The organism is Cohnella caldifontis (genome assembly GCF_029360585.1).
GTDB lineage: Bacteria > Bacillota > Bacilli > Paenibacillales > Paenibacillaceae > Cohnella > Cohnella caldifontis.
In genome coordinates this window covers 16,201-41,189 of sequence record NZ_JAQZSJ010000018.1, presented here as the reverse complement: position 1 = coordinate 41,189, position 24,989 = coordinate 16,201, and the positions used below count along the sequence as shown (strand labels likewise).

Annotated in this window: 19 protein-coding genes; 11 read left to right on the top strand and 8 right to left on the bottom strand. The window is 61.5% G+C overall.

What is annotated here, in order from left to right; genetic code table 11:
• Nucleotides 1-37 precede the first annotated feature (37 nt).
• The 9 genes from PTZ19_RS20275 to PTZ19_RS20235 all read left to right on the top strand — a co-directional run bounded on the left by PTZ19_RS20275 (nt 38) and on the right by PTZ19_RS20235 (nt 14,560).
• The gene (locus PTZ19_RS20275) at nt 38-1,309 is read left to right on the top strand and encodes a 6-phospho-beta-glucosidase (protein ID WP_276357138.1); all 1,272 of its coding nucleotides are present in this window, start codon (nt 38-40) and stop codon (nt 1,307-1,309) included.
• 5 nt (nt 1,310-1,314) lie between these two features.
• Nucleotides 1,315-2,325, top strand: coding sequence for an N-acetylglucosamine kinase (locus PTZ19_RS20270; RefSeq protein ID WP_276357134.1), 1,011 nt, complete (start codon nt 1,315-1,317; stop codon nt 2,323-2,325).
• Nucleotides 2,322-3,347 carry an SIS domain-containing protein gene (locus PTZ19_RS20265; RefSeq protein WP_276357131.1) on the top strand — a complete coding sequence of 342 codons (1,026 nt, stop codon included), beginning with the start codon at nt 2,322-2,324 and terminating at the stop codon, nt 3,345-3,347. The genes PTZ19_RS20270 and PTZ19_RS20265 overlap by 4 nt, the downstream gene beginning before the upstream one ends.
• A gap of 14 nt (nt 3,348-3,361) precedes the next feature.
• The gene (locus PTZ19_RS20260; RefSeq protein ID WP_276357128.1) at nt 3,362-5,515 is read left to right on the top strand and encodes a Sip1-related alpha-galactosidase; all 2,154 of its coding nucleotides are present in this window, start codon (nt 3,362-3,364) and stop codon (nt 5,513-5,515) included.
• A 533-nt stretch (nt 5,516-6,048) separates the two neighbouring features.
• Nucleotides 6,049-9,297 carry an FAD-dependent oxidoreductase gene (locus PTZ19_RS20255; protein ID WP_276357125.1) on the top strand — a complete coding sequence of 1,083 codons (3,249 nt, stop codon included), beginning with the start codon at nt 6,049-6,051 and terminating at the stop codon, nt 9,295-9,297.
• Nucleotides 9,298-9,319: 22 nt separating this feature from the next.
• The gene (locus PTZ19_RS20250; protein ID WP_276357122.1) at nt 9,320-11,212 is read left to right on the top strand and encodes a beta-N-acetylhexosaminidase; all 1,893 of its coding nucleotides are present in this window, start codon (nt 9,320-9,322) and stop codon (nt 11,210-11,212) included.
• Nucleotides 11,213-11,241: 29 nt separating this feature from the next.
• Nucleotides 11,242-13,278: a hypothetical protein gene (locus PTZ19_RS20245; RefSeq protein ID WP_276357119.1), complete on the top strand. Its 2,037-nt coding sequence runs from the start codon at nt 11,242-11,244 to the stop codon at nt 13,276-13,278.
• 188 nt (nt 13,279-13,466) lie between these two features.
• The gene (locus PTZ19_RS20240) at nt 13,467-14,123 is read left to right on the top strand and encodes a hypothetical protein (protein WP_276357115.1); all 657 of its coding nucleotides are present in this window, start codon (nt 13,467-13,469) and stop codon (nt 14,121-14,123) included.
• Nucleotides 14,063-14,560 (top strand): DinB family protein, encoded by a 498-nt coding sequence (locus PTZ19_RS20235; protein ID WP_276357111.1) that lies wholly within the window; start codon nt 14,063-14,065, stop codon nt 14,558-14,560. Before PTZ19_RS20240 ends, PTZ19_RS20235 begins: the two co-directional genes overlap by 61 nt.
• Nucleotides 14,561-14,674: 114 nt before the next feature.
• Here the strand turns inward: PTZ19_RS20235 and PTZ19_RS20230 are convergent, their stop codons facing one another.
• The 5 genes from PTZ19_RS20230 to PTZ19_RS20210 all read right to left on the bottom strand — a co-directional run bounded on the left by PTZ19_RS20230 (nt 14,675) and on the right by PTZ19_RS20210 (nt 20,521).
• Nucleotides 14,675-14,863, bottom strand: a complete 189-nt coding sequence (locus PTZ19_RS20230; protein ID WP_276357108.1) for a CLC_0170 family protein — start codon at nt 14,861-14,863, stop codon at nt 14,675-14,677.
• A gap of 15 nt (nt 14,864-14,878) precedes the next feature.
• Nucleotides 14,879-16,123: a Ger(x)C family spore germination protein gene (locus tag PTZ19_RS20225; RefSeq protein WP_422615023.1), complete on the bottom strand. Its 1,245-nt coding sequence runs from the start codon at nt 16,121-16,123 to the stop codon at nt 14,879-14,881.
• Nucleotides 16,059-17,204 (bottom strand): GerAB/ArcD/ProY family transporter, encoded by a 1,146-nt coding sequence (locus PTZ19_RS20220; RefSeq protein ID WP_276357101.1) that lies wholly within the window; start codon nt 17,202-17,204, stop codon nt 16,059-16,061. Before PTZ19_RS20220 ends, PTZ19_RS20225 begins: the two co-directional genes overlap by 65 nt.
• The gene (locus PTZ19_RS20215) at nt 17,201-18,772 is read right to left on the bottom strand and encodes a spore germination protein (RefSeq protein WP_276357100.1); all 1,572 of its coding nucleotides are present in this window, start codon (nt 18,770-18,772) and stop codon (nt 17,201-17,203) included. The genes PTZ19_RS20220 and PTZ19_RS20215 overlap by 4 nt, the downstream gene beginning before the upstream one ends.
• A gap of 210 nt (nt 18,773-18,982) precedes the next feature.
• Nucleotides 18,983-20,521, bottom strand: coding sequence for a sulfatase family protein (locus tag PTZ19_RS20210; protein WP_276357097.1), 1,539 nt, complete (start codon nt 20,519-20,521; stop codon nt 18,983-18,985).
• Between the two features lie 121 nt (nt 20,522-20,642).
• Between PTZ19_RS20210 and PTZ19_RS20205 the strand changes: the two genes are divergently transcribed.
• Nucleotides 20,643-21,500, top strand: coding sequence for an AraC family transcriptional regulator (locus tag PTZ19_RS20205; RefSeq protein WP_276357318.1), 858 nt, complete (start codon nt 20,643-20,645; stop codon nt 21,498-21,500).
• Between the two features lie 863 nt (nt 21,501-22,363).
• Here PTZ19_RS20205 and PTZ19_RS20200 read toward each other — a convergent pair.
• Nucleotides 22,364-22,606 (bottom strand): zinc ribbon domain-containing protein, encoded by a 243-nt coding sequence (locus tag PTZ19_RS20200; RefSeq protein WP_276357095.1) that lies wholly within the window; start codon nt 22,604-22,606, stop codon nt 22,364-22,366.
• 166 nt (nt 22,607-22,772) lie between these two features.
• Here PTZ19_RS20200 and PTZ19_RS20195 point away from each other — a divergent pair, with 166 nt between their 5' ends.
• Nucleotides 22,773-23,309, top strand: coding sequence for a DoxX family protein (locus PTZ19_RS20195; RefSeq protein ID WP_276357094.1), 537 nt, complete (start codon nt 22,773-22,775; stop codon nt 23,307-23,309).
• A gap of 86 nt (nt 23,310-23,395) precedes the next feature.
• Here the strand turns inward: PTZ19_RS20195 and PTZ19_RS20190 are convergent, their stop codons facing one another.
• Entirely contained in the window at nt 23,396-24,382 is a 987-nt protein-coding gene (locus PTZ19_RS20190; protein ID WP_422615022.1) for a formylglycine-generating enzyme family protein, read from the bottom strand.
• A gap of 45 nt (nt 24,383-24,427) precedes the next feature.
• On the bottom strand, nt 24,428-24,967 hold the full coding sequence (locus PTZ19_RS20185; RefSeq protein WP_276357091.1) for a chromate transporter: 540 nt from the start codon (nt 24,965-24,967) through the stop codon (nt 24,428-24,430).
• Nucleotides 24,968-24,989: the final 22 nt, after the last annotated feature.

The following is a 24,989-nucleotide window of genomic DNA, read 5'->3' as shown; positions in this document are numbered from 1 at the left end:
GTCCGCGAGGCTATCCAAACTAGGGAGAGTGAGATTCGTGAGCGGTTTGAAAGTTGCGATTATCGGAGCGGGGAGTTCCTATTCCCCGGAATTGATCGAAGGTTTCGCCAAAATGAAAGACCGGCTTCCGATTTCGGAAATCGTGCTGATGGACATCGACCCCAAGCGGCTCGAGATCATGCTCGGCTTTTGCACGCGGTTCGCGGAATTTCTGGATTTCCCGGTTCGCATCCGCGCGACGACCGACCGCCGGGACGCGATCGAAGGCGCCGCTTTCGTGAACGTGCAAATTCGCGTGGGCGGCAACGCGGCCCGCATTTTCGACGAGAAAATCCCGAACAAGCACGGCCTGATCGGCCAGGAAACGACGGGCGCCGGCGGTTTCGCCAAGGCGCTGCGCACGATCCCCGTCATGCTGGACATCGCGCGGGACGTCGAGCGGTACAGCCCGGACGCCTGGATCATCAACTACACCAATCCCGCCGGCCTCGTGACGGAGGCCGTCACGAAATATTCGAAAGCGAACATGGCCGGCCTCTGTTCGGGCGGCCTGTTCCCGCGTTACTGGACGGCGAAGGCGCTCGGCGTCGATCCGGCTTCCGTCCGGTACGACTTCTACGGATTGAACCACCTCAACTACGCCTGGAACATTACGGTCGACGGCCGTCCGATCACGGACGAGGAATTCGACCTGGCGGCCGACAAGACGTTCAGCCTGGACAGAGGAATGGTCAAGCATCTCCGGATTCTGCCCAGCCCTTATCTGCAATATTTCTATCATCGGAAGGCCCGGGTCAAGGAGCAGCTGGAAGCGCCGCTCACGCGCGGAGAGCAGGTTCAGTTGCTGGAAAAGGAAGTGTTCGAGGCGTATGCCGATCCGAATCAGCGCGAAAAACCGGCGGCGCTCGCCAAGCGGGGCGGCGGCGGTTATTCCGAGGTCGCGCTCGGCATCATGGAAGCTCTCCACAATGACACGGACATGTGGGGCGTCGTGAACGTGCCGAACCGCGGCGCGGTTCCGCTCATGCCGCCGGGCGCCGTCGTGGAGATCGCCTGCAAGGTGGACAAGAAAGGCATCCATCCGATTCCGCTGAAAGACATTCCCGCGTTCGGCTGGGGACTGGTCAGCGCCGTGAAAAATTACGAGCAGCTGACGGTCGAAGCCGCCGTCCACGGCGATAAGGAAAAGGCGCTGCAGGCGCTGATGGCGAACCCGCTCGTCGGCGAGTACGAGATCGCCGTGCCGCTGCTGGACGAACTGCTCGATGCGAACCAAGCGTACTTGCCCCGATTTTTCGGGAACCGGTGAGCGGCATGGCCTTCCTGCTCGCGGTCGATCAAGGCTCCACCAAGACGGCCGCCCTTGTCGGGGATGACGCGGGCCGGATTCTCGGCGTCGGGTACGCCGGGGGAGCCTGCCACTCCAGCGACGGCATGGACATGGCGATGTCCATGGTCCGGTCGGCGTGCGGTGAGGCCATGCGCCAGGCGGGCGCGTCGGCTGCCGATATCGCGCTGCTGGTCGGCGGGCTGACCGGCGCCGATTGGGATTACGAATACCCGCTGCTGGAGGACGCCTTGATCCGTACGATCGGCGTCCCTTCCGTGCGCGTATGCAACGACTGCGTCATCGCGCAGCGCGGCGGCACGGATGCCGGCCACGGCGTCGTGCTGTGCGCCGGCACCGCTTTTAACGCCGCCGTGCAGACGCCGGACGGCGGGCGGTTTATCTTTGGATACTACGTCAACGACGAGGACATGGGCGGAACGTCGATCGGCAAAGCCGCGGTCGTCGCGGTTTGCAACGCGCACGCCGGCATCGGCCCGCCCACCCGCTTAACCGGGCTCGTCCTCGGTTTTTACCGCGTCCCCACGGTAGACGAACTGCTATTCCGCCGGATCAACGGGAAGCTGCGGCCGTACAAAGACGCCGCGCCGCTCGTCTTCGAAGCGGCGAGGGCCGGCGATCCGGCCGCGGTCGGCATCCTGGAACGGCACGGCGAATCGGTCGCGCGTTACGCCATCGCGGGGCTCCGCCGCATCGGCGATGCCGGATTGCGGACGGACGTGGTGCTGTCGGGCAGCATTTTCAAGGCGAAGGACCGGATCCTGCAGCGGTCGATCGCCGGGAAGCTGGCGATGGAAGCGCCCCAGGCGAACGTTGTCGACGCTTTATACGAACCTGTAGTCGGCGCGTATTTGCTCGGCCTGGACGAAATCCGCGGCGCCAAGTTCCCGATGCGCGGCGAAAGCCTGCTGAAGAGCGCGTCCCGGTTCGATTTGCTCCGAATGGCGAATAACAAGGAAGAAGGGGGAAACCCATGAGCTCCAGAATGCGGCAGGAAATCCGAGATACCCATGAAGTGAGTCTCGCGTTCGCGCGGTCCGACCGGTCGCGGTTCGGGCATTTGCACGAAAGTCTGCGTTCCCGCCGCCATGTGATCCTGATGGGAACGGGCGCTTCGCTGAACGCCTGCAAGGTCGGCCAATACGCCTTTCTGAAGGAAGCGGGTTTTCTGCCGCACGTCGTGCCCGCAGCGGACGTCTCTCTGCTGGAATCGTTCCTCGGCGCGGACGATCTGGTTCTTCTCGTGTCCCAATCGGGCGAAAGCTACGAGACCAAGGCGGCGATCGAGGCTATGAAGCGGCGCGGGGTTCCCGTCTGGGGCATCACCAACGCCAGCGATTCCGCGCTCGCCAGGTTGGCCGATGAAACGATCCTGATGGAGGCTGGGGAAGAAGTCAGCTCGGCGACCAAGTCGTACGCCGCCACGCTGCTGATTTTGAACGCGATCGCGGCGGGGGAAAACGAGGCGTTCTGGCAGGCGTTGGCGGCATTGCCCGACGCCGTTCGCGACACGCTCTCCGGGAGTGATAGGAAGATCGCCGATTGGGCGGGTGCGCTCGCGAAGCGCGAGAAATTCTACTTGCTCGGCGTCAGGGAGTTCGGCGTCACGGCCCAGCAAGGGGCGCTCGTGCTCAAGGAGAAAACGTTCCAACACGCCGAAGGCATGTCGCTGTCCGAATTCCGCCACGGGAACGTCGAAGTCGTCCAGCCCGGTCTGCCGATCGTGATCGTCGCCGGAGCGGACAGCCTGGACGAATCGCTCGGCCATGCGGAGTTTTTGGCTTCGCTGGAGGCGGAAGTTTATCTGATCGCGGACCGCGCGGCCGCGCCTGCGAAGATCCCGGCCGATCGGATCCTCGTGCTGCCGGGCGTAAGCGGGCTTATGCCGCAAATCACGACCGTGCTTCCGCTCATGCAGCTCGCGGAGAACATCGCGTCGGCCAAAGGATACGACGTCGACGGTTTCCGCTACATTTCCAAAGTCGTCAGCCAATATTAACGCGGAGGGGCGCCATGATCAGCTATCGCGAGGAAGGTTTGTTTCATGAATCGGAGGGACGGATCGGGCGGATCGCGGAAGCGTTCGGGCTTTCCGTCCGCCTGGATCCCGCGGCGCCGCCGGCGGCGCTGATCCCGGACGGGATCGAACGCTCGGCCGGCACGGACCGGGCCGGATCTTACGAGGAAGCCGTTTGCCGTTTCCGCCACGCGGAGGAATGGGTCAGCGCGCGGCTTATCCTGCGTTTCTACGGCAACGTCATGCTGGCTTCGGTAGAAGCGGAAGCGCGGAACGACAACGCGTTCGGCAAGCAGCGGTGTTTCGCTCCCGAAGGGGGGATCGTCGTCACCGTTTCCCCGGCCGAACCGATCGAAGGCTTGTTGGCCCTTTACCAGCATAAAGATTGGTGGACGCGGCCCCATTTCTCCACGGATCCCGCGGCGTTGCCGGGCCGGACGCAATCGCTGCTCTGGCGCGCGTCCTCCGGCTACCGATATCTGCTGCCGGCCGTAGGGCCGGTCTGCCGGACCGAGGCGGCCGGCTCGGCGGAAGGCTTCTCGCTTCGCGTGTCTACTTATCAGGACGGTTACACGGAGATCCGCACTTTGGCGTTCGCCTTGGCGGCGGGCCAAGACCCGTACGGGCTCGTTGGGGATAGTGTCGGCGCCGCTTTGAAGGCGCTCGATTTCCCCACGCTTCCCCGCGAAGCGAAGACGTATCCCGAAATCCTGGACGGTCTCGGCTGGTGCAGCTGGGACGCCTTTTACCATCAGGTGAACGAAGAAGGACTGTTGGCCAAGGCGGACGAATTGCGGAAGCTCGGCCTGCCGGTCCGCTGGGTGATGATCGACGACGGCTGGTCGGAAATCCGGGACGGAAGGCTTGCCGCGTTCGACGCCGACCCGGGGAAATTCCCGAACGGGCTCGCCCATACGATCCGCGAGCTGAAGGAAACGCACGGCATCCGGCACGTCGGCGTCTGGCACACGATCGCCGGTTATTGGGGAGGCATCGACCCCGACAGCGCGATCGCCCGAGAGACGCGGGATTCGCTGTTCCAAGTGCCGCGCGGCCATCTCGTGCCGTACCCGGAGGCGGGACGCGGCTTCGGGTTCTGGAATGCCTGGCACGGGTATTTGCGCCGACAGGGCGTCGATTTCGTCAAAGTCGACAGCCAGAGCGCGGTGCTGAATTTCTTCAAGGGGCAGCGCTCCATCGGCGAAGCGGCTTCGGCCGCGCATACCGCGCTGGAGGCTTCCGTCGCGCTGCATTTCGATAAGACGATCATCAACTGCATGGGCATGGCGGCCGAAAACATTTGGCACCGCCCGAACTCCGCGGTATCGCGCAACAGCGACGATTTCGTGCCGCAGGAGAAGCGGGGATTCCCCGAGCACGCGCTGCAGAACGCCTACAACTCGTTTTACCACGGCGCGTTCTACTGGGGAGACTGGGACATGTACTGGACCCGCAACCACGATGACGTCCAGAACGCGGTGCTCCGCTCCGTCAGCGGCGGACCGGTCTACGTCAGCGACGCGCTGGAGAAGACCGACCCCGCGAAACTGTGGCCGCTGATCTACCGGGACGGCAGCATCATCCGTTGCGACGGCACGCCCGCGCCGACCGAGGATTGCCTGCTGCGCAACCCCGCCGAAGAAGCGGTGCCGCTGAAAATCTGGAACAAAGCCGGCGCGTCCGGCGCGGGCGTGGTGGCGGCGTTCCATATCCATACGTCGCCCGAACCCGTGGAAGGCGGCGTCGGGCCGCGGGACGTTCCGGGCCTCGCGGGCAAGCGGTTCGCGGTGTACGAACATTTCACCCGCAGCCTGGCTTTCGTCGGGGCGGACGAGCGGGTGCCGTTCCGGCTTCCGGAAGGCGGCTATGCTCTGTATACCATTGTCCCGGCCGACGGACCCGTCGTTCCGATCGGGCTCGCGGAGAAATACGTATCGTCGCATGCCGTGCTCCGCTTGCGGCAGGATGGGAATCGGTCGGTGCTGAAGCTTCGCGAAGGCGGCAAGTTCGTTTTCGCGGCGGACGCGGCGCCGGTTAGCGTGCGGTGCGACGGGGAGGAGATCCGCTGGGAGCAAGCCGGCGGCTCGCTGTACGAAGCGGATTGCTCCGGCGCGGACGGCGAAGCGACGATCGAGATCGAGCTGCCTTAACCGGCGGCATGGGCCGACCTACGCCTCCGCAGCGCCTGGCGAATCGGGATTTTCCTGAGCGACGGGGATATCCCCGTCACTCAGGAACCAGCACGATCGTGACCCCGGCGATTCGGCGGAATAGTGGATGTGGTACGTTATTTCGGCGATGGGATGGTTGGTTCAGCGAAATAGCGGATGTGGTACGTTATTTCGTTGGCTGAGTGGTTGGTTCGGCGGAATAGCGGATGTGGTACGTTATTTCGGCGATGGGATGGAAAGTTCGGCGGAATAGCGGATGTGGTACGTTATTTTGGCGATGGGTGGATTGTTCGGCGGAATAGAGCACGTGGTGCGCTAATGCGGCGGTTAGACGATGAACCCTGCGGAATAGAGCACGTGGTGCGCTATTGCGGCGGTTAGAAGATGAACCCTGCGGAATAGAGAGCATGTGGTGCGCGATTGCAGCGGTTCACGCGTCTAAGGTTTTTTTCAACAATCGGAGCTGCCTTAACCGGCGGCTTTCCTTTTATCAACCGGGGGATTCTGAAGGGATGGAGGAATCGAGAATGGGCTTGACGATCGGGGCAACGGAGCTGCCGGTGATTGCCCGCGTCGACGCGGTCGTGGCGGGCGGCTCTTTCGCCGGCCTCTCCTGCGCGCTCGAGCTGGCGAAAGCGGGACGCCGCGTGATGGTGATCGAGCCGCGCACCTATTTGGGCCGGGAGCTGACCGCGACGCTTCGGCCCTGGCTGGAATCGGAAGAGGACGAAGCGGAGCCGCCTGAGCTCATCCGGCGGGTGCTGCGGGACCAGGACATCGAGCAGGCGAACGGCGGCGGGAACCTCGTTCCGCTGCATCCGGACCGGCTGAAATCGAGCCTGGAAGAGCTTCTGGAGGAACGGGGGATCGGGCTGCTGTACGCTTCGCTCCCGGTCGGCGTCGAGACGGACGGGGGGAAATTGTCCGGCCTCGTCATTGCCAATAAATCCGGCCGCCAGCTGATCCGCTGCAAGCAAGCGGTGGATGCGACCGAAACGGCCCTGCTTGCCGCCCTGTGCGGGGAAGACGTGTCCGCGGCCGGCAGGGGAGACGCGCTGTACTACCGGACGCTCGAATTCGTCGGCGTCCGGTTCGGCGGGGAAGCCCCCGAGCGGTTGCCGATCCCGGCCGGCCTCGGGGCGGCCTCGGGCGAAGCGCGTTTGCGCCGGGGATACCGGGACGACGGCCATGTATTCGTCGAATTCGCCATAACCGCGCCGGGCGACAATACGCTCGAGTCCAATCGCAGCCGGGAAGCCGCGGGGCGCGAAATCGGGATGAAGCTGGCGATCCATCTGATGCAGGAAGTTCCGGCGTTCGAAAAAGCGGTGCTGAGCGCTTCTTCGCACGAGCTCTACGGACCGGTCGATCCACGGACGTTGACGGACGACGGCAGCGAGGATGGACGGGCGGCGAGTGCGGCGTCCGCGGATGATGCCGGCTCGACCCCGGCTGACGCTAAAACCCGGCAGCCGGGCGTATGGTCGCTTTTCCTTCCGGCGCTCCGGGACGGCTCGCCGGCTTGCCTGGACGCCCGAAGCGGTACGCTCGCGGGGGGACGTTTAGGCCGCCGGATCACGGAGCATGCGGACGGGAACGCCGGCCAGGAAGCGTCCGGCACCGTGCAGGCGGCAGCCGGACCGACGAAGCCGGTACGCACCGATGAAACGGGGACCGAGGATCCGCTGCGGGATGTCGAGGTCCGCATTCCCATCCTGGACGGCCGGCAGGGCCGCTGGCCGATGGAGCGCGTCTCCGCCGCGAACGTTCCCGTGCTCGCGCAAGCCGACATCCTCGTCGCGGGCGGCGGATCGGGCGGCGCATGCGCGTCGGCCGCCTCCGCGCGGGAAGGGATGCGGACGGTGCTGGTCGACTTGAACCCGGGACTCGGCGGGACGGGCACTTACGGCGGCGTGGACAGCTATTGGTTCGGCCGCAAGGCCGGTTATGCCGAGAAGCTGCAGGAAGCGGTCCTCCGCCTTCAGCAGGACCTTCGGTACAAAGGGCACAAGTGGAACCTCGAAGCGAAGAAGCACGTGCTGCTGCGGCAGGCGCTGGAAGCCGGGGTCGAGCCGGTGCTGAACGCGGTGACGTTCGGCGCCCTCGTCCGGGGCAACCGCGTCTGCGGCGCGATCGTCGCCACGCGGTGGGGCCCGCGGATCGTGACGGCGAAAGCCGTGATCGACGCCACGGGAGACGGGGACGTGGCCGCTTTCGCCGGCGCGGAGTACGTCTACGGTTCCGAGAAAGACCACACCGTCATGTGGTACTCGCTCGCGCAATTCCAGGCGCCCGATAAGATCCAGAACAATTTCACGAGCATGGTGGACGTGTCCGACGTTTTCGATTACACGCGCGCCATCCTGGCGGGACGGAGGCGGGGGAACGGCTGCCACGATCACGGCATCTACGTCGCCACCCGGGAAAGCCGCCATATCCTCGGCGATACGGTCATGAAGCTGTCCGACCAATTGCTGCACCGCAAGTGGCCGGACGTCGTGAACGTCCATTTCAGCAATCACGACGTCAAAGGAGTCAGCGGAGCGGATTGGGTCAACGTGGGGCTGATCCCGCCGAACCTGGAGATCGAAATCCCGTATTCGATGCTGCTGCCGCGGGGGCTGGAAGGCCTTCTCCTGTCCGGAAAGGCGATCTCGGCGACGCATGACGCCTTGCCCGCCATCCGCATGCAGGCGGACCTCGAGAATCTCGGCGCGGCGGCGGCGCTCGCGGCGGCAGCGGCCGTCCGCGGAGACACGACGCCGAGAGCCATCGACGTCGCGAAGCTGCAAGCCCGGCTGGCGCACGCCGGGCTGATTCCGGCGTCCATCCTGACCCGGAAGCTCTCTCCGATCGTTTACCGCGACGAAGATTTGGAGCGGCTCGTCGATTCCCTGGAAGCGGACCGGCCGCTGTACGAATACTCCAACATGCGCATGAACGAAGTCTATCGGGATCCGATCCCGTTCGTCGAGGTTTGCTCGGTTGGCCCCCGCATCGTTCCGTTCCTCGAGCGGGCGCTGCCCGGCGCGGAAGGACTCCGGAGGATCCGGATCGCCCAAGCGCTGGCGATGCTCGGCTCGAACGCCGGCGTGCCAGTACTGATCGAGGAGATCATGAAAGACCTGAAAGGCTCCGGGCTTCCGCTTCGCACCGCGGAAATCATGTACGTCCAGCTTCCCCCGGACCACGGCGCGATGCCGGATGCGGCCTATCTGCTCTACTCGCTGGCGGAAGCCCGGGACAAGCGGAGTCTGCCCGCCTGGCAGAGAGTGGCGGACCTGCTTCATCCGACGGAAGACGATTTCAAGGATACGCACAAGGGACTATACTACTTCGTCGACGCGGTCTGCCAGGGAGCCGAGCGGCTGGGGGATCCCGACGCGGTGCCGATCCTCAAGCAGCTGCATGACATTCCCCTCCTTCAGGGGCTTCAAGCCGAGACCGGTTATCAGCCGGATTATTTCCTCGAGCGGCGGGCCATGCTGGAATTGGCGCTCGGCCGGGCGCTCGCCCGGTGCGGCTCCCCGCGCGGGTACGGGATTCTGATCGCTTACGTGAACGATGCCCGTTCCCTGCTCTCGAAACAGGCGCTCCTGCAGCTGGAACGTTTGAGCGGACGGGCGTTCGGCGAGGACAAGCAAGCCTGGCGGCGGTGGCTGGAAGCGGAGAAAAATCGCTTGGTTCCGCAGCCGGCGACCGACAAGCTGGACGTGGAAACGAACAGCGAAACGCTGCTCCGGCGGATCGCGGCGCAGTAAGCATACGGAGGTGGCGAAAACGATGGAATTGCGCTTGAACGGAAAGTTGGAAGGTTTGGAGACGGGGATCGGGCTTCTGGCCGGGGAACTGGGGATTTCCCCGAACCCGGAAGGCATTGAAATCATCGTCGAAAAATCGGGCGACGGCACGCTGGAAGCTTCGTTCAAGAACGGGAGAGGCCGCATCCGGTACGATCGGCCGATCCATTTCTTCCGGGCGCTCGGGCTGTGGGCGCAACTGAAACGGGAGTCCGCGGAAAATACCTTCCGCCGAGTCGAACGTCCGCGCTTCGGGACGAACGGCGCGATGATCGACGTCTCCCGCAACGCCGTCCTCACGGTCGGTTCGGTGAAACGGCTGCTCCGCGCCATGGCGCTGATGGGGCTGAACCGTCTTATGCTGTACACCGAAGATACCTTCGAAATCGACGACTATCCCTATTTCGGCTACATGCGCGGAAGATATACGCGGGAAGAAATGAAGGCCTGCGACGATTACGCGGCCAGCCTAGGCATCGAGCTCGTGCCCTGCATCCAGACGCTGGCGCATCTGACGGAAGCGTTGAAATGGAACTATGCCGCGGACATGCGCGACACGCCGGACATTCTGCTGGCCGGATCCGATAAGACGTACGCGTTCATCCGCGACATGATCCGCGCGGCATCGGAGCCGCTGCGCAGCCGGACGATCCACATCGGGATGGACGAAGCCCATCAACTCGGACTCGGCCGGTATTTGGACCAAAACGGATACCGCAAACGTTTCGACATCATGAACGAGCATCTGAAGAAGGTCGTGGACATTTGCGGGGAATTCGGGCTGACCCCGATGATCTGGAGCGACATGTATTTCCGGCTCGGATCCAAAACCGGCAACTATTACGATTCGGACGCCGTCGTGCCGGACGACGTCATCGCCGGGATGCCCGGGAACGTCCGTTTCGTCTATTGGGACTACTATCACCGCGACGCCGATTTCTATCAAGCGTTCATCCGCAAGCACAAGGCGTTCGGTTCCATGCCCGTCTTCGCCGGCGGCGTCTGGACCTGGGGAAGCGTAGCCCCGAACTACGGGAAGACGCTCCTGACGACGGAAGCCGCGCTCCGGGCGTGCAAGGACGAAGGCGTGCGCGACGTGTTCGCCACGATGTGGGGCGATAACGGCGCCGAGACCAGCATCATGGCCGGCCTCGCGGGGCTGCAGCTGTTCGCCGAGCACGGGTATGCGGACGAAGTCGACCGCGAAGAACTGGCCAAGCGGTTCCGCTTGTGCGCGGGCGGAGAGCTGGAAGATTTCTTCGCGCTTCGGAGATTCGACGAGACGCCGGGCGTCTCCGAGGGCAACGTGCACGAATCCAATCCGTCCAAGTTCCTGCTCTGGCAAGACGTGTTGATCGGCTTGTTCGACGAGAACGTCAAGCCTTTTCCGGCGCTGCGGGAGCATTACGCCGATTTGGCCGCGCAAATGGAGCAGGCCGCGGAACGCGCAGGCGAATGGCGCCGAATCTTCGGCTTCTACGCGCAACTCGCCCGGGTGCTGGTGCGGAAATGGGACGCCGGCCTCCGGCTGAAAGCGGCATACGACGAACGCGACCGGGAGAAGCTGAACGCCATCGCCTCCGAGCTGGAAAGCCTGACGGAAGAGACGGATCAGCTGCGCAAGCGGCACCGGGCGCTGTGGCTGGCGTTCAACAAGCCGTTCGGCTGGGAGGTCCTCGACATCCGCTATGGAGGCGTGCTCTCCCGGCTGGAGACCGCGCGCCACCGGATCGGGCAATTTTTGGACGGGACGATCGACCGGATCGAAGAATTGGAAGAGAAGCGGCTGTATTACGACGCGCCGTGGAAAATGCCGGAGGGCGCGCTCGGCTGCGGCGCTTACCACCGGGTCGTGACCGCGAGCGTATTCAGTTAACGACAGGAAAAACTCCGAGGTGAAGCGTCATGAAATGGAGCGTTATGCGCAATGAATCGGCGGCCGGGTCTGAAATCCGGTTGTACCCTCCAAACGGACAGGACGGCGATACGTACCTGCGGTTCTCCTCGATCCTTGAGGCGTGGAGCCCAGAGTCCGGCGAGGCCGGCGACGTCCCGATTCGGGACGTCCAGCCGACCGGAGACGGATTCCGGGCAACCGGAGCATCCGCGTTATTCGAAGCCGATACCGCCTGGACCGCCGTGTCCGGGGAAGGCGGCGGGTTCGACGTCACCCTGACGCTGACGTACAAAGGCGATCGGCCAGCCGATTACGGACTGACGGTCCGATGCGGGCTGATCGGCCCGGGACGTCCCGATTGGATGATCCCCGGCGCCTTTTACAAGGAAAACCGCTTCGAGAAAAACCTGCGCCCTTATCCCCGCTATGATTACAACGGCGGAGATCCCGCGAAGATGGTGTCGGACTTCTGGTCGTTCCGCGCCGACCGGGCGGCGCTTCCGGCTGTATTCGTCTGGAACGGCGGCATGTGCGGGGCGCTGTGCGCGGACGAGACGTCGGAGCTCGGCCTCGGCGGGCTCGGCTTCCGGGGCAACGCCGAGGGAACCTCGATCTGGCTGAACTTTCCTTACCGCGAAGAGCCGGTGACGTTCGTCGGCGGTGCCGTGCCTGCCCCGGCGGACCGTCAGGCGTACCGGTTCGAGCCGGGACAAACGGTGACGCTGCGCTGGAAGGTGTATGCGGCCGAAGCCGCCCCCCATGCTTACGATCCGTTCCTTCGCCGGATGTACCGCCTCCACGAGGAAAAGCATGGGCTGAATCCTTGGATGGGCTTGGAGAAGGCGGCCGAATTGACCGCGTACGGCTTGTTTACGTGGCACTATCACCCCGAAAATCAGCTGCTGTACGAGACGGCGGCGTTCGACCGCGAATTCAACAACAACGTCAAAGGAATGGGCGACCGTCCCCATATGCACGTCGGATGGGTAAGCGGCGCCCCGTACGCTTACGCCCTGCTTGCCTACGGGCGGAGACACGGCAACGACTCCTACGTCGACGCAGGCATCGGCGTGCTCGACAAAGTCGCGTCGGGCATCGCGCCGAACGGCACGTTCTGGGCGTCCTGGGTCGAAGGCCGAGGCTGGACGGCGGGCTGGAATCCGAAATCGACGTGGCTGCAGGCGCGCACGATCGCGGAAGCGACCCTGTTCATGACGCGTGCGCTCGCGTTTGAGCAAAGCCAAGGCCATTCGCACCCGGAGTGGGAGAAGGCCGTGCTGTCGAATCTCCGGTACGCGCGGACTCACCAGCGGGAGGACGGCAATTTCGGCTCCTACTACCATTGCGAAACCGGTGACGTCGAGGAATGGGACGGCGCAGGGGGACTGCTGTGGATCGCCGCGCTGCTCGAAGGGGCTTCCTGTTTCGGCGAAGCGGCCTTTGCCGAAGCGGCTCGCAAAGCCGGCGGTTACTACAAGCGTTTCGTGCTGGACGAGTACATTTACGGCGCGCCGGAAGACGTCCACCTGACGCCGACGTCGGAGGATGCCTACAACGCGGTCATGTCCTACGTGCTGCTGTACGAATCCGACCGCGACCCGGAATGGCTGAAGCTCGCTTCGAGCGCGGCGGATTGGATGATGACGTTCCGCTATACGTACAATTTGGAGTTCCCGGAGTTCACGCTGCTCAGGCAGTACGATTACCGCTCGCGGGGAGCGGACCAGGCCTCGGCGTCCAACCAGCATCTCCACAACTACGGGCTCGTCTGCGTGCCGGAGATGCTCCGCCTGTGGAAATATACCGGGGACGCCTATTACCTGGACCGGACCCGCGATCACATCGCGTGTTTCCTCCAGTTTATCGCCCGGGAGGACGGGGACTTCAACGCGTACAAGGGCATGGTGACGGAGCGGTTCTACAACACGAACTGCTTCCAGCCCAAAGGGATGATGCTGACGCTGTCCCATTCCTGGTGCGTCGGCCTCATTCTCTACGCTGCCCAGGAAGCGATGGCTTACGCCGACGCTTTGAAGTTGGATTAGGACGGGAAAGCCCGAGAGTGTTTGTGAACATCATGACGAAGACGGTGCCGGGGGCGAAGCTCTCGGCACCGTTATTTTTTTCGCCCTAACAGCCGGTTTTATATTTTTTTAAGATTTGGTTTAGAGCCGCTTTAGACTTTCCCTTTAGGATGGAAGAAGAGCAGCCGGCGAGCGAAGGAGGCCGATCCATGTCCATCAAGACCCGGCTCGTGTTTTCCTATCTCGCGATGACGTTTATCCCCGTCCTTCTGTTCGCCTTGATCGCGGGCTTGCTCTCTTCGAATTGGAAGGACGGTTCTCCCGATTCGCGGCACGCCTACGACCAGCGGGAGGAATGGATCGCGGGCCTGGCGTTCCTGGCGGAGACGGAACCCGACCGGTTCGCCGATCCCGCCTTTCTGGCCAAAGCGGACGAACGGCTGCGCGGGCTGCAGGCGGGGCTCGTCGTCACGCGGAACGGCAATCGGACCTTCGCTTCTCCAGGCTATGACGCGACCGGGTTGAACGGCGAACCGTCGGATCCGGGGAACGGCTCGGAACGCCGCCCGTGGGGGTGGGACCATGGCATGGCGGGGCGGGATCGCATCCGGAAAATGGAGCTTGCGTTCGGGGACGGCAGTACCGGAGCGGCGTACGTCATTTCCGGTTCGGAACGATCGGCCGGTCACGCCGGAACTTTTTTCCTCTTCCTGGTGCTGACGGTGCTGGCGAAGCATTTGCGGACGGCTTCTTTCGAGTGTTATCATGGTTCTGCCAACCTATTCCCGAAAGGAGACCGAGACGGATGTACCAATCGATCCAACAGTTCGCGGACGACTGGGCGCAGGAGTCCTCGCTTACGCTAAACGTGCTCTCTGCCTTGACGGACGCGTCTTTGACGCAGGCGGTCACGGAGACCAAAGGAAGAAAGCTGGGCGAATTAGCCTGGCATTTGACGACCAGCGTGACCGGCATGCTCGCCGCAGGCGGCGTGCAGGTCGACGGCCCGGCATTCAACGCCTCGATGCCGAATCGCGCCCAAGAAATCGCCGACGGCTACCGCAAGGCCAGCGACTCCGCCGTCGCCGCGCTGAAGGCGCAATGGACGGACGCGAAGCTGTCCGAGACGCTGCAGCTTTTCGGACGGAGCATGACGTATGCCGGATTGCTCGAGTTAGTCGTACGCCATCAAATCCATCACCGCGGCCAGATGACGGTCCTGATGCGCCAGGCCGGACTCGTTCCTCCCGGCGTGTACGGACCGAACGAGGAAGAAACCGCGGCCATGCGGGCCGGGCATTGATTCCGGATCTTGCCGCCTAGAGTCGTTCACTGCTTTTTTTTCTAGACGAAGAAACCTCCCTTTCGCAGGGGCGCCGGAACCGTCCGGTTCACCCGAAGGGAGGTTTCTTTGCGTTCAACGGAACATCACCCACGCCATCAGCGCGCAGCCGACCGCGAGGTTGAACCAACCGGCGAACCGGGTCGACTTTCTTTCCGTTTCCAGACGGGCGAGCTTGAAGCCGACCGCGTCGATCCGAAGCAGGAACAAGCCGGTGGCGATCCACAGCATGACGGAATAGCTTAACGTCGATCCGGATACCAAGAGGCCATCCTCCGTTCATTCGGCTTTCATGCCGATTCTGCGGATATGGATTTTCAAATTCACGTCGATGGACGCTTCCTTATACATCCGCTGCCATTTCTCTTTGGTCTTGACTTGCGCGTTCCAGAATCCCGGTTTTTTCGCCCGGACGTATTCGCCGAAACCGAAGATGTCGGAGCCGTATTGCTGGGTTTTTTCCACGAGGCCTTGATAAAGCTCCTGTGTGGATTGTCCCCCGATTTTTTCCAATTCCCTTAAAATGGTTTCGTTGCTGAGCGAGACGGATTCGTTCGACTTCTCCTCCACGTTGGCTTCGATGCCGATGTCGACGGTAAACGCGGGCTGACCGTCCCGGATCCGAACCCGGATTTTGGAGCTGCGGTGCGTGGAATAGATCGTCAGCGAATCGCCGCCGATCTGCACGATGCCACGATAGCCGCCCGGGTTGATATGTTTGATGCCCATGTATGCCGCGATTTGGAGAGGGCTCGAGGAGGCGACCATGCGGTCGGAGCGGAACATCGCCAAACCCGCGATTTCCAGCGTCTGTTCTTCTTTCAGCCTCACGTAGGGAAGCACGCCCTCCTGGCCTTTTTTCGAAGAGTTGCTCCAGAACATGCCCGCGAACGTCTGCGGGAATTTGCCCGTCCGGGCCGCATTGTCAAGCGTGGAAATCACGTACATGGTCGGCACCCGTTCCAACGGAGGATGGGTCCGGATCACCTCTTCGGCTTTGCCCGCGGAAATCATCATCCAGGCCATTCTCCGCACCTCGGGATTGCGGCGGAGATAATCGTTCAGGTTCGAAAATCCTCTTCGCGCGATTTTCTCCGATACGACGATGACCCGCAAATGCCCGAGAAAAAGCGGAGCCGACAGCTTTTGCTGCAAATTCATCATCGCGTCGTCGATCGTATGCCCGGTCACGCCGACGATCCAGACCGTTTCCGACGGCTTGCTGGTGCCTCCGCCGCCTCCGCCTCCGCCGCCCGGACCGAGCGGGATTCTGCCCGGCAAGGCGATTTGGACGGTGAGCCGGTACATCGGCTGCTCCGGAGCCGGCTCGAAATCGGGCATATGGGTTACGTCGCCTTCTTCCGCCGGTCCGGATTCCGCATCGTCGACGGCGACGCCGAGTATGACGGCCCGTTCCTCGAGCTCCAGGCGGTCCCAGCAGCCGCCGAGCAACGGGAAGCTAATCAGAAGCGGGAAGATCCGGCAAGCCGTTCTTCTCCAGCGATTTCCGGTCAACTCCGTCACTCCTTTTTCCCCTGGCGAGGGCGATCAGAAGCAGAACCGCGGGATAGCCGATCGTAAGCAATAAACCCAATTGCCCGATGAAATGGATGGTGGTGTACATTTGGACGATGCTTTGCGGCTGCATCGCCAGCATGAAGACGAGGGGAAGCAGGAAGATCGGCAGCGCCCGGTAATCTTTCAGCTTGAACAGATCCGCCATCGAAACCACGGTCAGCGTGTAACTGCAATGCAGGGTGGTGAAGACGGCGGTCACCCATATGGACAGGAAGGCGGCATCCATCCGTTCGAGCACGTTGGCGGGCAGGGAGGTCGTCTTGGCCAGCTCGAGCGTCGGCCAGAGCAGCAGCCGGATCTCCTCCGCTCCGAATACCCCGACCGCCGCCGCCACGATCGCCACATACATCGCCCCGGCAAGCACGGTCCCCCATACGCAGGGGATCAACGCTTTGTTCGGATGCTTCATGGCCGGGATGATGCAGGAAATGACGAACGATGTCTGGAACAGGTTGGCGATGGAAAGCCCCCCTCTCCAGATGCCCTGAGGCTCGTTGCCCCAGAGGGGAAGAAGGTTGATGAAGTCGGCGTTTTTCAAGGACAAAATCACGATCAGCCAGGCCGGAACGAGAATGACCGGCAAGTAGAAATACTGGATGTAAGCGAAGGCGGTCAAGTCCTGCCGGCAGGAAACGGCCGTCAAAAGGAGCATGACGATGACGGTGACTTCGACCGGCGTGTTCTTCAGCACGGAGGTAATGACGACCTCGCCGAATTCCCTCGCGCCGAACGCGGTGAGAACGGTGAAATAGACGATGATGAGCAGGCTTCCGACCGCCGCTGGCCATTTGCCGACGATCGACTGGCTGTATTGCACGAAGGTTTCCCGCGGAAAACGCTTGCCCAGGGCGACCAGGAGCCAGATCCCCGCAAACCCGATCATGGAGCCGAGCATCGCGACGAGGGGGGCGCCGGCTCCCCCTGCCCTTACCGCGAACAGCGGGAGAGGCAGAATGCCGACTCCGATGATGGAACTGGAAACGACCGAGCCTAATTGGATCATGGTGATTTCACGGTCGGATCTCATGGCAGCGGCTCCTTTGGCGGATCGTTCTCCCTGTTGTTCGCCGGACTCAGCACGTCGGACGGCGGTTCCTTGAGCGCAGACACGGACGCCGAACTCCGGCGCGTGGCATCCCGCGGATACAGGAAGGCGGGCCGCTTCTTCATGCTGAAGAGCGGCGCGCGGATCAGCAAATCCTTCATGCCGTTGAAATTGCCCGGCACCAGCGGACTCAGATAGGGAACCCCGAACGATTTCAAGGACAGCAGATGGTTGACGATCAGGATCAATCCGATCACGATCCCGTACAAGCCGAACACGCCGGCCATGACGATGATCGGAAACCGCAGCAGCCGCAAGGCCAGCGCGGCGTTATAGGCAGGCGTGGCGAAAGAGCCGATCGTCGTAAGCGCGATGATGACGACGGTGATCGGGCTGGCGAAGCCCGCGGCGACCGCCGCTTGGCCGATGACCAGGACGCCGACGATCGACAGGGCGCCGCCGACCTGCTGGGGCAGGCGGATCGTCGCCTCCCGGAGTACTTCCATCGTGATCTCCATCACGAGCACCTCGACGATGGCCGGAAACGGGACGCCGGCCCGCCCGCCCGCGACGGCGACGGCGAATTCGGTCGGAATCAGCTCGGGGTTGTAGGAGATGATCGCCACGTACAGGGATGAAAAGATGAGGGAAAAGATCAACGCGACCAGTCGCGCAAGCCGAATGGCGCTCATGAGCAGGAACCGTTCGGTGTAATCTTCGACGGTTTGGTAGAACTGGTTGAAGACGGTGGGCACGACCAACGCCAACGGAGAGCCGTCCGCCAGGATGGCGACGCGGCCCTCCAGCAGATTGGCGACCACCTTGTCCGGCCTTTCGGTGTATTGGACTTGGGGGAACGGAGAAATATTGTTGTCTTCGATGTATTGTTCCAGGTAACCCGTATCCAGGATGGCAGGCAGGCGGATATTGGACAAGCGCTTTTTGACCTCCGATACCAGCTTGGGGCTCGCGACGTCTTCCAAGTAACAGACGGCGATTTGCGAATGGCTTCTTTCCCCGAGCACCAGGGTCTCGACCCGCAGGGACTTCGTCGGCAACCGGTAGCGGATCAAAGCGATGTTCGTGGCCAGCGGTTCGATGAAGCCTTCCCGGGGCCCGCGGATCACCTGCTCCGTGGCCGGCTGGTCGATGCCGCGTTTGTCGATTTGCCTCGTGCCGATCAGCAAGGCTTCGTCCAGGCCGTCGACGACGACGGCGGTATCGCCCCGGAGGAGGGCGACGACGACGGCGGACATCTCGCGCTCGAACTTGCTTTCGCTATGGTATAAGGCGTCTTGAAGGATCGCGGATTTCAATTGCTCCGAAGTCCGGTCCGTCTCCGGAAGATGCGGGGGAAGGTACATCAGGGCTTTCAGGATGTTCGTGTTGATCAGTTCCTGATCGTTGATGTTGCTGAAATGCAGCATCGCCGCGGGGTATCGTCCGAAGACGCGAAATCGGCGAACCTTGAAATCGCTGTTCTTCCCCAATTCCCGATCCAGATCTTGAAGGGTGTCGTCCAAACGGTTCGTAAGCTTCGCCGAGGCCATGCGGGAGGTCACCCTTTTCCATCCAGGATTTGGATGACTGTTAGTTTTTACCTCGGGGCCGGGATTTAAACGTCCGATTCGCGGCGAGCGGTCCGGAATGTGCGCGCCCATTCGGTTCCGCCGCGCGACGTGGACCTCGTCCCGGCCCCGTCAAACGAGAAGCCCAAGCCCGATCGTTCCGGGCTTGGGCTTCTCCGTGCCGACGCGGCTTCAGGCGTGATGGATCCGGGGCATCGGAAGCGGCTCTTTGCCAAGCTCGGCCCACGCGTACTTAAGCAGGAGTTCGGACTTTAGCCCCTCGTACCCGGGTTCGTTCCACAAATTCCGGAGTTCGCCGGGGTCCTCCCGCAAATCGAAAATTTCCCCGTACGTCTGATTGAAGTAAACCGTGAGTTTATAGCGTTCGTCTACGTACGTCTTCTGATGGATCGTCGTCGGCTCGTGGCGGAATTCGCAGATCGCGTGATCCCTTGCGGATTTCCGCGCGCCGAGCCATACGTCCTTCTGGTCGACCCCGGTCATCGTACGCGGGATCGGAAGGCCGCAGAAAGAGAGGAACGTCGGCGCCAGGTCGACCAGGGATTGGATCGCTTGCGACCGCTGGCCCGCGGGCACTTTGCCGGGATACCGGACGATGAAGGGCAGCCGGATGAGATCCTCGTAGTGGAATCCGCCCTTCGCCTGAAGGCCGTGCTGGCCGAAGAAGTGGCCGTGGTCCGTCGTGAAGACGACCAGCGTGTCCTCCGCGAGACCCAGTGCATCCAGTTTATCGAGAATTTTTCCGATGTATTTGTCCATGAGGCTGATCATGCCGTAGTACACGGCTACCAGCTTCTTCTTGTCGTCGTCGGTCAGCCGGAATTTCGAACCGTATTCGTAATAATGGTGCGAACGGTAACCGTGGATGCCGAACCCGGTTTCCATCCATGCGGAGAAATCCGGATTCTCTTCCTGCGTCATCGCGAAATGCGGCGGATTGCGGTCATGCTCGCCCGGCACGAGCGCGGGGATCGTCAGCTTCTCCGGATCGTACATCGTATCCCAAGGCTCCGGGGCCAAATATTCCGGGTGCGGATCGAAGAAGCTGGCCCACAGGAAGAACGGCTGGTCTTCCTTGTGGTACGTTTCCATGAGGGCGCCCGTCCGCTCGGCGATCCAGGCGTTGTAATGGTACTTCTCCGGTATGGGCCATTTGTACGTCGCCGCGGGATCCATCGTTCCGGTCGGAGGCAGGAAATAGTCCCGCCAATTGGCGCACCCCTGCTCCTCCATCCATAACGCGTAGTGCTGTCCGACATGGGCTTCGTTCGTATGGTTGCGGGCCAGCTCCACATGGTCGAAGCCGTAGAACGGGCCTTCGAAGTTCCGCCAATAATCCAGATCCTGCAGCGTCGGGTAGGCTTCGAGCGACTCGTATTCCGGCGTCGATTTCAAAGGCTGAAAGTGCGCCTTGCCCACCAGAGCCGTCCGATACCCCGCCCGGCGGAAATCCTCGCCCACGGTATGGCGGTCCTCCAGCAGCTTCGTGCCGAGCGTCCATGCGCCGTGCTGGCTGGGATACGTGCCGGTGATGATGGACGCCCGGCTGGGGGTGCAGGTCGGATTCGGACAATAAGCCCGGTCGAACGTCGTGCCTTCCCGAACGAGGCGGTCCAAGTTCGGCGTGGAGATTTCCGGCTGGAACGCTCCGATCGTATTCCAATGCTGTTGGTCGCTGGTGATGAGCAAAATGTTAGGTCGTCTAGACAAGTGGAATCCCCTCCTTATATGATAATATTGAATTCATTGGAGTTTAAAAATAGCTTCGTGTTGCATTAAAGTTGTCATTTTGTTGTGTTTGGGAGCTGTGGTGTCGATGGGTACGGATCGATTGAAGGAATACGAATACGAGTTCGCGCGATTCCTCTACTATACGCCCGGCCCGCTGGATCGGGAGGGAGGCATGTGGCCGGTTCGCGCGGGACGAAGCCGGGCCAAGCCCCAATACAAGGTAGGACCGAAAAGGATCGAGTGCTTCAGCCTTCATTTCGTGCTCGAGGGAAAGGCGCGTTTCGAATTCGGCGGCCGAAGCGTCGAACTGCAAAAGAACGACCTGTTTTGCCTGTTCCCGGGACGGACCTACCACTATTCGGCGATTCGATCGGACCCTTCGCTGCAGCTGTGCTGGCTGGCCTTGGACGGGGAAAGGGTAAAGCCGCTGTTGGAATTGGCGGGGGTGACGCCGGAGCGGCCATACCGCAAAGAAGCGGTCACCCCGCGCGCCTGGAAATCGGTCGACCGGACGCTGCAAGTGCTGGAAGGCGCCGAAAGGTGGAGTCCGGTCGTCTCGCTGGAGCTCCAAAGCGGCATTTACGGGATGTTCGCCGCGCTGATTCCGGATACGGCAACGAGCGCTTCGGAAGAGCCGGCAGGGTGGATCCGGGAATGTTTGGATTACATGGAGCTTCACGCCACGGAAGGAATATCCGTGCAGCAAGTCGCGGAGTTCGCCGGGGTGCATCGCTCTTATTTCGCAAGCGCGTTCGCAGGCCAGGTCGGCATGCCCCCGCAGAAGTACATCCAGAAGGTTCGCATGGACAAAGCCAAGCGGCTGATTCAAGAGACGGACGCGACGGTGACGGAGATCGCTTACTCGCTGGGCTATCCGAATTTGTACTCCTTTACTCGGGCGTTCAAGGGGTACTACCAAGTTTCGCCGATGGCCATGAGAACCGCGGGAAAAAAATAGAAATCATTTCGAGACGCCATGGCAAGCGCTTTCATGAAAAACGGAAGGGGATCTCGCCATGTAACTCTCGATTTTCCGGGGACGGAACACGGTCCCTCTCTTCCTGTTAAAAATGGGTCGGATAGCTCTCCGCGGAAATCCTGTTGCTGCGATGCTTTTATGTAATTTTCTTACACAACTCCGCCGAAATCCTGTTGCTGCGATGCTTTTGTGTAATTTTCTTACACAAATCCGCAGAAATCCTGTTGCAGCGACGCTTTTATGTAAGTTTCTTACACAACTCCGCTCTAATCCCGTTGCTGCGATGATTTAGTGTAATTTTCTTACACAAATCCGCAGAAATCCTGTTGCAGCGACGCTTTTATGTAAGTTTCTTACACAACTCCGCTCTAATCCCGTTGCTGCGCTGCTTTTATGTACTTTTCTTACACAACTCCGCCGAAATCCTGTTGCTGCGATGCTTTTATGTAATTTTGTTACACAACTCCGCCGAAATCCCGTTGCTGCGATGCTTTTATGTAATTTTCTTACACAACTCCGCCGAAATCCTGTTGCTGCGACGCTTTTATGTAATTTTCTTACGCAACTCCGCCGAAATCCTGTTGCTGCGATGCTTTTATGTAATTTTGTTACACAACTCCGCCGAAATCCCGTTGCTGCGATGCTTTTATGTAATTTTCTTACACAACTCCGCTATAATCCCGTTGCTGCGATGCTTTTATGTAATTTTCTTACACAAACCCGGCAAAACAATATCTGCTCCAGGTGATCCATAACTCACCTTTTGAATGCCGGCATTTAATGGTCGAGAGGGGCCCTGAACGGTCCCTCTCTTTTCGCGTTTTGACTGCTCCGCTAACCCGTTATCCGAACAGAATGTCCAGGACGGTTCCGAGCTGCCCTCTGGTTTTGCCTTCGAGCACGTCGGGGTTATACACTTCCACGAAACCGCAATTCTCGCAGGATACGAAAAGAAAATGGTTGTGCTGAATGTCGAACATTTTGCTAAGCCCCGTTCCCGTCATCGCCACTTCTTTCGTGCGGCACTCCGCGCCTCCGCATTTGGAGCATTTGAACCTTTCTTGAATCGCCTCTTCGATGCTCAACGACTCCACCTCCCAACGTGATTATGATTTTTTACGCATACGGGACGGCGGGGATTCCTATTTACGTGACGAACTTCACATTCGGAATCCGCGGCATCCCCCATATTGAAGATGCAAGGAAAAGATTCGATCCCCTCAACGGGGAATGCAGAGGGAGATGGCCATCATGCTGTTGAGATGGTTCAGGGAAAACGTTTGGGCGGCTGCCGCGATTACGCTGCTGAGATTGTATGTCGGTTGGGAATGGATGCACCACGGTTGGGACAAATTGACGGGCGGTTTCGACGCGGGAGGTTTCCTCAAGAACGCGGTCGCGCACCCGGTGACGGACAAAGCCACGCAAGCGGCACTGTTCCCGAATTACACCTACTTTATCGAACGCTTCGCGCTGCCGAACGTAAAGCTGATCAACTTCCTGATCCCGCTCGGCGAATTCCTGATCGGCGTCGGGCTCATCGTCGGCGGACTGACGCTGACGGCCGCGGTCTTCGGGATGACGCTGAACGTTCTGGTCCTCGTCGCCGGCACCGTAAGCACGAACCCGTGGCTGCTCGTCCTGGGCGTCGCGATCTTCACCGCCGGGGCCAACGCCGGACGTTTCGGTCTTGACGGTTACGCGATGCCGCTGCTGCACAAGGCTTGGGACAGAATGTTCCGCCGCAAGGGCGGCAAACCCGGGGCCAGGAAGGCGGCGGCGCACTGACCATTCCGCGCCTAGAGCGAATCGACGCAACGCGAAAGGGACTCCCCGTGGCGGGAGTCCCTTTCGCGTTATTGGAACAGGCCCATTCAGGATTGCGCGACCCGGAAGCCGGTGTTGCCGCTGGAGCTGTCGGGCGTGTTCTTGCTTCGCGCGGCGACCCGGTATCGGTTGCAATAAGAGCGGTGGCACAGATAGGAGCCTCCGCGCATGGATCGGCTGCCGGTCGGCTCGTCGAAGCGGGGGTTCACCGTCGAAGTGACTCCGTGATACGCCGGGGTGAACCAATCGGCGCACCACTCCCAGACGTTTCCGGACATGTTGTATAGGCCGTAGCCGTTCGGCTCGTAAGCGTGCACGGGAGCCGTTCCGGCATAGCCGTCGCTTGCGTTGTTCTTGACGGGGAATTTGCCTTGCCAAATGTTGCAGCGGTGCTGTCCGTCCGGTTTGAGCAGATCTCCCCAGGGGTAGGTTTTCCGTTCCAGTCCTCCCCGGGCGGCGTATTCCCATTCCGCTTCCGTCGGCAGCCGCTGGCCGGACCATCGGCAATAGGCTTCGGCGTCGTTCCAGGAGACGTGGACGACCGGATGGTCCATCCTTTCCCCGATGCTCGAGTCGGGCCCTTCCGGCTTGGCCCAATAGGCGCCGTTCACGACGTACCACCAGGGAGTGCCGGCGGGAACGCTGCCGACCCGGCCGCGGACGGCGTCCGAAACGAACAGGTGAAACACGTAGGACCAGCCGAACTTTTCGGCTTCCGTGACGTAACCGGTATCTTCCACGAACGCTTGGAATTGGGCGTTCGTCACCGCATGCGCGGAAATCGAGAACGAGTCGACCCGGACCCGGCGCGGAGGTCCTTCTCCGTCGGCGGGGAAGCCTTCCTTCGTGTCGGTGCCCATCCAAAATTCCCCGCCGGGGATGAAAACCATGCCGTTCTGCAGCTCGGGCCGGGGACGTGCGGCGGTTGAAGCGAAATCCTCCGGCTTGGCGGCATCTTCGGGATTCCCGGTTTCGGAGGGACTCGGGTTTCGGGGGGCGGCACAGCAATGGCAGGACGGTTGGTTCGAATCCATGGCGCGGAGGCTCCTCTCATGTTCGACTGCGGTCGGGTGAAACGGTCAGCTGTATAGGGCGATGCCGACCAAACCGGACAGCACGATGACCGAAACGGGATGTTTATGCAGGAAAAACAAGGCGATTAAAGAACCGGCGAAAATGCCGATCTGGCTCCACGCAAACCATGACAATCGGCCGAACATGCCCGCGTTTTGCGCGAACGTGACGGCCGCATAGGCGATCATGCCTGCCACGACCGGGCGGAGCCCGTAGAAGGACGACTTCATGAGCGAGTGATCCCGAAGGCGCTGAAAAACTTTGCCGACGGCGAGAATCAGGATCAAGGACGGCAAAACGACGGCGATGGGCGCGACTGTCGCCCCGAGCCAGCCGGCTTGGTGATGTCCCACGGCCACCGCGATATTCGTGGCGATCGGTCCGGGGGCCATCCCCGCGACGGCGACGATATCGGAGAGTTGGTCTGCGCTCATCCATTGATGCCGGTTCAATACTTCCTCCTGGATGAGGGGGATCATGGCATAACCGCCGCCGAACGAGACAAGCCCGACGAGGAAGAACGTGACGAAGAGTTGGATCAGCATCGAAGTTTCCCCAATCGTCTGA

Coding starts and splice junctions, on each gene's coding strand:
- PTZ19_RS20265 (WP_276357131.1), top strand. CDS start 2,322: ATGAGCTCCAGAATGCGGCAGGAAATCCGAGATACCCATGAAGTGAGT.
- PTZ19_RS20185 (WP_276357091.1), bottom strand. CDS start 24,967: ATGCTGATCCAACTCTTCGTCACGTTCTTCCTCGTCGGGCTTGTCTCG.
- PTZ19_RS20270 (WP_276357134.1), top strand. CDS start 1,315: ATGGCCTTCCTGCTCGCGGTCGATCAAGGCTCCACCAAGACGGCCGCC.
- PTZ19_RS20190 (WP_422615022.1), bottom strand. CDS start 24,382: ATGGATTCGAACCAACCGTCCTGCCATTGCTGTGCCGCCCCCCGAAAC.
- PTZ19_RS20245 (WP_276357119.1), top strand. CDS start 11,242: ATGAAATGGAGCGTTATGCGCAATGAATCGGCGGCCGGGTCTGAAATC.
- PTZ19_RS20215 (WP_276357100.1), bottom strand. CDS start 18,772: ATGGCCTCGGCGAAGCTTACGAACCGTTTGGACGACACCCTTCAAGAT.
- PTZ19_RS20195 (WP_276357094.1), top strand. CDS start 22,773: ATGCTGTTGAGATGGTTCAGGGAAAACGTTTGGGCGGCTGCCGCGATT.
- PTZ19_RS20240 (WP_276357115.1), top strand. CDS start 13,467: ATGTCCATCAAGACCCGGCTCGTGTTTTCCTATCTCGCGATGACGTTT.
- PTZ19_RS20235 (WP_276357111.1), top strand. CDS start 14,063: ATGTACCAATCGATCCAACAGTTCGCGGACGACTGGGCGCAGGAGTCC.
- PTZ19_RS20250 (WP_276357122.1), top strand. CDS start 9,320: ATGGAATTGCGCTTGAACGGAAAGTTGGAAGGTTTGGAGACGGGGATC.
- PTZ19_RS20260 (WP_276357128.1), top strand. CDS start 3,362: ATGATCAGCTATCGCGAGGAAGGTTTGTTTCATGAATCGGAGGGACGG.
- PTZ19_RS20220 (WP_276357101.1), bottom strand. CDS start 17,204: ATGAGATCCGACCGTGAAATCACCATGATCCAATTAGGCTCGGTCGTT.
- PTZ19_RS20255 (WP_276357125.1), top strand. CDS start 6,049: ATGGAGGAATCGAGAATGGGCTTGACGATCGGGGCAACGGAGCTGCCG.